This window comes from Methylobacterium sp. WL64, assembly GCF_008039945.1.
Taxonomy (GTDB): domain Bacteria; phylum Pseudomonadota; class Alphaproteobacteria; order Rhizobiales; family Beijerinckiaceae; genus Methylobacterium.
In genome coordinates, this window is record NZ_VRVA01000037.1 from 41,767 (window position 1) to 48,539 (window position 6,773).

General features: G+C 67.4%; 7 protein-coding genes, 1 tRNA gene and 1 pseudogene. All 9 read right to left on the minus strand.

Annotated elements, in window-relative coordinates; translation table 11 throughout:
* Window positions 1-96 precede the first annotated feature (96 nt).
* Window positions 97-474, minus strand: coding sequence for a 50S ribosomal protein L7/L12 (gene rplL, locus FV242_RS16890; RefSeq protein ID WP_147897404.1), 378 nt, complete (start codon window positions 472-474; stop codon window positions 97-99).
* Between the two features lie 49 nt (window positions 475-523).
* Entirely contained in the window at window positions 524-1,042 is a 519-nt protein-coding gene (rplJ, locus tag FV242_RS16895; protein WP_147939729.1) for a 50S ribosomal protein L10, read from the minus strand.
* Between the two features lie 884 nt (window positions 1,043-1,926).
* The gene (locus tag FV242_RS16900; protein WP_147908998.1) at window positions 1,927-3,570 is read right to left on the minus strand and encodes a B12-binding domain-containing radical SAM protein; all 1,644 of its coding nucleotides are present in this window, start codon (window positions 3,568-3,570) and stop codon (window positions 1,927-1,929) included.
* Between the two features lie 250 nt (window positions 3,571-3,820).
* Window positions 3,821-4,519 carry a 50S ribosomal protein L1 gene (rplA, locus tag FV242_RS16905; protein ID WP_007566052.1) on the minus strand — a complete coding sequence of 233 codons (699 nt, stop codon included), beginning with the start codon at window positions 4,517-4,519 and terminating at the stop codon, window positions 3,821-3,823.
* A gap of 11 nt (window positions 4,520-4,530) precedes the next feature.
* Complete coding sequence (rplK, locus tag FV242_RS16910) at window positions 4,531-4,980, minus strand: 50S ribosomal protein L11 (RefSeq protein ID WP_147939730.1); 450 nt, start codon at window positions 4,978-4,980, stop codon at window positions 4,531-4,533.
* Window positions 4,981-5,202: 222 nt separating this feature from the next.
* The gene (gene nusG / locus FV242_RS16915; protein WP_007566056.1) at window positions 5,203-5,736 is read right to left on the minus strand and encodes a transcription termination/antitermination protein NusG; all 534 of its coding nucleotides are present in this window, start codon (window positions 5,734-5,736) and stop codon (window positions 5,203-5,205) included.
* A 54-nt stretch (window positions 5,737-5,790) separates the two neighbouring features.
* Window positions 5,791-6,087, minus strand: a complete 297-nt coding sequence (gene secE / locus FV242_RS16920; RefSeq protein ID WP_147897407.1) for a preprotein translocase subunit SecE — start codon at window positions 6,085-6,087, stop codon at window positions 5,791-5,793.
* Window positions 6,088-6,271: 184 nt separating this feature from the next.
* Window positions 6,272-6,348: transfer RNA gene (locus tag FV242_RS16925), tRNA-Trp, on the minus strand.
* A gap of 231 nt (window positions 6,349-6,579) precedes the next feature.
* Window positions 6,580-6,773, minus strand: a pseudogene (tuf, locus tag FV242_RS16930) (elongation factor Tu); the annotation flags it as partial.

Sequence of the window (6,773 nt, forward strand, 5' to 3'; positions counted from 1 at the left end):
CTAAAGCCCGCGGGTGCTGCACCCGCGGGCTCCAGTCACGATAGGCCCAGGACGGGCCTCCATGGGGTGATGGGCCGGATATGGCCCATCGTCGACTTACTTGAGCTCGACCTTGGCGCCGGCCTTCTCGAGCTGGGCCTTGAGCTTCTCGGCCTCGTCCTTGGTGACGCTCTCCTTGACCGGCTTCGGAGCGCCCTCGACGAGGTCCTTGGCCTCCTTGAGGCCGAGGCCGGTGATCGCGCGGACCTCCTTGATGACCTCGATCTTCTTGTCGCCAGCGGCGGCGAGCACGACCGTGAACTCGGTCTGCTCCTCGACGGCGGCAGCGGCGCCACCGGCGGCCGGGCCGGCAGCGACGGCGACGGCGGCGGCAGCCGAGACGCCCCACTTCTCTTCGAGCATCTTGGCCAGGTCGGCGGCCTCGAGAACGGTCAGCGAGGACAGGTCGTCGACGAGCTTGGCAAGATCAGCCATTATCAATTCCTCTCAGATATCGGTTCGAACGATGGGTTTTTGAAGGGCCTCAAGCGGCCTCGTCCTTGGTGGCATAGGCCCCGAACACGCGGGCGAGTTTGGCCGCCGGCGCATTGACGACCTGAGCGATCTTGGTCGCGGGCGCCTGTACCAGGCCCACGATCTTGGCGCGCAGTTCGTCGAGGGACGGGAGCGAGGCGAGGGCCTTCACGCCGTCCGGGCTCAGGGTTGTCTTCCCCATCGCGCCGCCAAGGATCACGAGCTTGTCGTTCGTCTTGGCGAAATCGACCGCGACCTTCGCGGCTGCGACCGGGTCGCCGGAATAGGCGAGCAGGGTCGGGCCCTTCAGTAGCGGCTTGATGGAGGCGACGTCCGTACCATCGAGTGCGATGCCGGCGAGGCTGTTCTTGGCGACCTTCACGGTGGCGCCGGCCTGCTTCATCTGCGAACGCAGCTTCTGCATGTCGGCGACCGTGAGGCCCTTGTAGTGGGCCACGACGACGACGGCGCTCTGATTGAACACGCCGTTGAGCGTCGAGACGAGGTCAGCTTTAGCTGTCCGGTCCACTGGGCTCTCTCCGGTTGGCGGAACCCGAAATCGGGTCCGCCGGTTGCACATGCCGCCCGGACGTCGTCTCGGCCTTCAAGAGACCGGGAACGTCCGAACGACGCTTCGCGGCCCTGTCCCCGCACGTGCCCGTGAGGGCCGTTTCGGGTGAGTTGGTTCAAACCGACACCCCTCCGCGGCATATGCCGAAGCGAGGCTTTTCCTAAGTTCGGTCTTCCCCGTCTGTGCAGGTTGGGCGTGGATTAAGCCGGCGAACCGGCACCTGCAGTCTCGGACAGGACATAGCCGGACAAGGCTCCGCGGGGCTCGTCGCCCTCAGGATCCTGCCGGCTATTGCCACCCGGTTGCCCGGGCGACATTTCATGCGGAAACCGGCCGATTGGCCGTCTCCTTCCGTGAGGATGAAATGCGTAAGGCGCGGTGTATAGAGGCTAGCAAGCCACCTGCCAAGGGCTGAAGCGCGACTTTTCCGCCGCAGGCAAGGGCCGGAGCGAAGAATTCGCTCGGGACGCCGGGCATCCGTCGATCCCGGCCTGCGGCATTCTCGAGAGGGGGCCCGACGTCCCGCCCTCGATCGATGATCCGCAGGGTGCCGATTCGATCGCGTCGCACCGCATCGACGATCACGAGACGCCGGTCAAAGGCGATGAGCCGAAGGCTGCGTCTCAGGCCGTCGCGAGCCCGCCCAATATTCGTCATTGCGGAAAACCGTTCGCAAGGCACGCGGAACCGGCGGACGAACCCGATCGACCGTCCGGGGCCGTCCGGCCCGATCGGGTCGCAGAGCGCATCAGAGCCGGCTAACGCCCCGCCTGCAGCGCGCCCCCCAAGGCTCACGGCCGCCCTTAGCCGGCGCACATGCCGCGGGCGGCGCCGTTTGCGGGCTAGGCCGCCTCCCGCTCCGGTGCCAGCTTGCGCCGGGCATTCTCCCACCACGAGCGCCGCCGCGCATCCTCGGCCTCCGCGGCTTTGGCCGCGTAGAACGAGGCGTTGTGCTCGCCCCGCAGGGCCTCGCGGGTGAAGCGGATCAGGTGATGGGCAACGAAGCCCATGTTGAACACCGCCTCGATCTGCCCGCGCTTGAGCGCGTAGCCGGCGGCGCTCCAGAACGGCCTTCGGTAATCCGAGAGCAGACCGACCCGCGTGATGATGTTGAACCCGAGGATGAGGCCGCGGCGCAGGTTCGTGAAGGTCAGCTTGCCCTTGGTCGGAGTCTTGATCCGGTTCGGGTAGGTGGTCTGGCACTGGTGCTTGAACCGGGAGAAGAGCTGATCCGGCTCGTAGGCGTGGGCGATCGCCCGGCGCCAGCTCGACACGACGGTGTCGTGCGGGCGCTTGAACAGGACGTTCGATTCCAGCGCCGCATCGTGGACCAGACGCCCCTCGCGCTCCAGCCGATCCCACAGCGGGGTCTTGGGCAGGGCCTGGAGCAGGTTGATGGTCAGGACGGGAATCGCCGACTTGTCGATGAAGTCGATCAGGTTCTGCTCGGACTTGTCGCTGTCGGTATCGAGCCCCAGGATGATGCCCGAGGTGACTTCGAGCCCGTAGGAGTTGAGCGTCTCGATCGCCTCGTACATCGGCACGGCGGCGTTGTGGGTCTTGTCGATCCCCTTGAGCGCGTCCGCCTCGGGCGTCTCGATCCCGACGAACACGGTCATGAAGTTGGCCTGGCGCATCAGCTCGAGGATCTCGGGCTGCTTGGCCATGTTCAGCGTCGCCTCGCAGGCGAATTGCAGCGGGTAGTCGTTCTTCTTCTGCCACGCCACGAGATGGGGCAGCATCTCGCGGGTCGCCTTGCGGTTGGCGATGAAGTTGTCGTCCACGAAGTAGACCACCGCCGGGTGCCCGGGCTGGCTGATGATCGCGTCCAGCTCTGCGCACATCTGCTCCGGGGTCTTCAGCCGGGGCTGGCGGCCGTAGAGCTGCGGGATGTCGCAGAACTCGCAGCGATACGGGCAGCCGGACGAGAATTGCAGCGAGCCGATCAGGTAGCGCTTGAGCGGCGCCGCCTCGTAGGCCGGGGCCGGGAAGTCCGACAGTGCGAGCCGTTCACCGGTCTCGAACACAACCTGCTGGGTCGGACGGGCGACGTCGACGTCGAGCCGCTCGATCAGCCGGTCGGTGGCGTCGCCGATCTCGCCGACATGGAGATAATCGAAGTCCGGATATTTCTCCCGGGCACCGGACACCGAGGGGCCGCCAAGCGCCGCGACCTTGCCGGCGGCGTGGGCGCGCCGGCCGATGTCGTGGATCTGGCCCTCCTGGATGTGCATCCCCGAGACGAACACCGCGTCGGCCCAGGCGAAGTCCTGGGCGGAGGCGCGCCGGATGTTCTCGTCGATGAAGCGGTACTCCCAGCTCTCGGGCATGTAGGCCGCGATCACCAGGAGGCCCTGCGGGGGCATGAACGCCTTGACGCCCCCCATCAGCGGGTAGGCGTGCGAGAATGTGCCGAACGAGGGCGTGTAGGCGGGAAAGACGCAGAGGATGCGTCGGCGGGTCGTGACGGAGACTGTGCTGCGCATGGGGCCTATCTAGCACAGCCGCGCGGGATGGCGCCCCCTTCCATGTTGAGAATGACGTGAAGGACAGTGCGAAAAAGCCGCTGCGCGGCAGGTCCCATGCTGGATCCCAGGCCAAGCTCCGCCGCGCTCCACCGACCCGGGACAGGGGCGCGTTTTCTCCAGCCCGGGGCTGGGTGCCGGGGCATGCAACGCAAAACGCCCGGCCGTTTCCGGCCGGGCGCTTCTGGAGCGGTTGGTTTGAGGCTCAGCCTCAGGCGGTCAGGACCGTGTTCGGCTCGACCTTTACGCCCGGGCCCATCGTCGAGGTGACGGCGATGCGCTGGACGTAGGTGCCCTTGGCGCCCGCCGGCTTGGCCTTGGCGACCGCGTCGGCGAAGGCCTTGATGTTCTCGACGAGCTTGTCGGCATCGAACGAGACCTTGCCCACGCCGGCATGGACGATGCCGGCCTTCTCGACGCGGAACTCCACCGAGCCGCCCTTGGCGCCGGCCACGGCGCTCTTCACGTCCATGGTGACGGTGCCGACCTTGGGGTTCGGCATCAGGCCGCGCGGGCCCAGCACCTTACCGAGACGACCGACCAGCGGCATCATGTCCGGGGTGGCGATGCAGCGATCGAACTCGATCTTGCCGCTCTGGACGATCTCCAGGAGATCCTCGGCCCCGACGATGTCGGCCCCCGCCGCCTTGGCGTCGTCCGCCTTGGCGCCGCGGGCGAAGACCGCCACGCGGACCGTCCGGCCGGAGCCGTTCGGCAGGTTGCAGACGCCGCGGACCATCTGGTCGGCGTGGCGCGGATCGACGCCGAGATTCATCGAGACCTCGACGGTCTCGTCGAACTTCGCGGTCGCCCGCTCCTTGACCAGCTTGATCGCCTCGTCGAGCGGGTAGAGCTTGGTCACCTCGATGCCCTCGCGGGCCGCGCGGATGCGCTTTCCTTCGCGTGCCATGATGTCCTCCCTCAGCCCGTGATTTCGAGGCCCATGGCCCGGGCAGAGCCGCGGATCATGGCGACGGCCGCTTCGACCGAGTCGCAATTGAGGTCGGGCATCTTCTTCTCGGCGATCTCGCGCAGCTGCGCCTCGGAGATCTTGCCGACAACCGGGCCCTTACCGGGGGTCTTCGAGCCGGAAGCCGGCTTCTTGCCGATCTTCAGGCCGACGGCCTTCTTGAGGAAGAAGGTGACCGGCGGCTGCTTCATCTCGAAGGTGAAGGAGCGGTCCTGATACGCGGTGATGATCACCGGGATCGGGGTGCCCTTCTCCATCTGCGCGGTCTTCGCATTGAAGGCCTTGCAGAACTCCATGATGTTGAGGCCGCGCTGACCGAGCGCGGGACCGATCGGGGGCGACGGGTTCGCCGCGCCGGCCGGGACCTGAAGCTTCACGTAGCCCGTGATCTTCTTCGCCATGGGATACCTCCCAAACTGCGTCCGCCGCCGGGCTGCCTAGGCGCGGGCGGGTCGGACGATGACAGGTCGCGGTGCGATCCGTGGATCCCGGAGGCGAGGCCGGGCGGATCTTCCGCGGGTGAGACCGCCCCTTTGGAGGGTACGGCCGCTTCACGACCGAGGCGGAACGCCGGCCGGAAGAGGAGGGACGGCCGAAAACCGGCCGCCGAAAACGTGCGCGCCTCAGGCCTTCTCGACCTGGGCGTATTCCAGCTCCACCGGCGTGGCGCGGCCGAAGATCGACACGGCCACCTTGAGGCGGGAGCGGGCCTCGTCGATCTCCTCGACGGTGCCGTTGAAGCTCGCGAACGGACCGTCGGCGACCCGAACGGTCTCGCCGATCTCGAACGCGATCGACGGCTTGGGCCGATCGACGCCCTCGGCAACCTGGCCCTTGATCCGCTCGGCCTCGGCGTCAGGAATCGGAACCGGCTTCGACTTGTCGGCCCCGAGGAAGCCCGTGACCTTCGGGGTGTTCTTGATGAGGTGGTAGACCTCGTCGGTCAGGTCGCACTTCACCAGCACGTAGCCGGGGAAGAACTTGCGCTCGGCATCGACCTTCCGGCCGCGGCGCACCTCGACGACCTTCTCGGTCGGGACCATCACCTCGTCGAACAGCTCGGTCAGCCCGCGCTGGGCCGCCTGGTCCTTGATGGACTGCGCGACCTTGTTCTCGAAGTTCGAGTAGGCGTGGACGATGTACCAGCGCTTCGACACGGTTCCGTTCAACTCCGACACGTCCGCGAGGTCTCCCCCGATCGATATTGCCCCTCAGAGGCCGAGCACGAGGCCGACCACGAAGCGCAGGGCCTGGTCGACCACCGTGAAGAACAGGCTGGTGACCACGACCATCACGAACACCATGATGGTGGTGATCGTGGTTTCCCGGCGGGACGGCCAGGTGACCTTGCGGGCCTCGTCGCGGACCTGGGAGAAGAACTCGCCGGGCGTCGCGCGCTTCTGCGGCACCTTGGCGGGCGTGGCCGGGCGGGCCGGCGGCGTGTTCGCGGGACCGCGAGCCGCGCCGCGCGCCACATCCACCTTCTTGGTCGCTTCGTTCGATGCCATGGCGCCAGTGTTTTTTGCAAGCGCGGGCCCGAGGCAGGGCCTGCTTCCGGGAACGCGAACATCCGGCGCCGAGAGCCTGGGCAGGCCCGCACCGACGGTCGCTTCAGATCTCGGATTGCGCCCGCTCTAGCGCAACTCCGCCGGCTTGTCGACCGGGCGACCGCGCGGGGTTGGGTGAGATGTCTGGCAGGAGTGGAGGGACTCGAACCCGCAACCTCCGGTTTTGGAGACCGGCGCTCTGACCAGTTGAGCTACACTCCTAGCGTTCCGCCAAATGCCCGATCGCGGCGTCGCTTGCAAGAGGTTTGCGGCCGGTTCCTGAGGACTTTCAGGGGGCTGCAGCCCGAAAGCGGCGTCGCGGGTGGGTTCGGGCCTGCGGGAGCCCGACATGGCGGCGCCGGCCTCCGTGGGGACGGAGGCCGGCGCCGATCCGATCACGCGCGGCAGCGGCCCGATGACGGGCCGGGCCGAACGGGATCTCAGCCCGGGGTCTCAGTCGTTGATGGCGGCGACGACGCCGGCACCGACGGTGCGGCCGCCCTCGCGGATGGCGAAGCGAAGCTTCTCCTCCATGGCCACCGGCACGATCAGCGTGACGTCCATGGTCACGTTGTCGCCCGGCATCACCATCTCGGTGCCCTCCGGCAGCTCGCACACCCCGGTCACGTCCGTGGTCCGGAAGTAGA

Bases quoted from the DNA above. Each gene is read 5' to 3' on its own strand.
- rplL (WP_147897404.1), bottom strand. From the start codon at position 474: ATGGCTGATCTTGCCAAGCTCGTCGACGACCTGTCCTCGCTGACCGTT.
- FV242_RS16900 (WP_147908998.1), bottom strand. From the start codon at position 3,570: ATGCGCAGCACAGTCTCCGTCACGACCCGCCGACGCATCCTCTGCGTC.
- rplA (WP_007566052.1), bottom strand. From the start codon at position 4,519: ATGGCACGCGAAGGAAAGCGCATCCGCGCGGCCCGCGAGGGCATCGAG.
- rplK (WP_147939730.1), bottom strand. From the start codon at position 4,980: ATGGCGAAGAAGATCACGGGCTACGTGAAGCTTCAGGTCCCGGCCGGC.
- secE (WP_147897407.1), bottom strand. From the start codon at position 6,087: ATGGCATCGAACGAAGCGACCAAGAAGGTGGATGTGGCGCGCGGCGCG.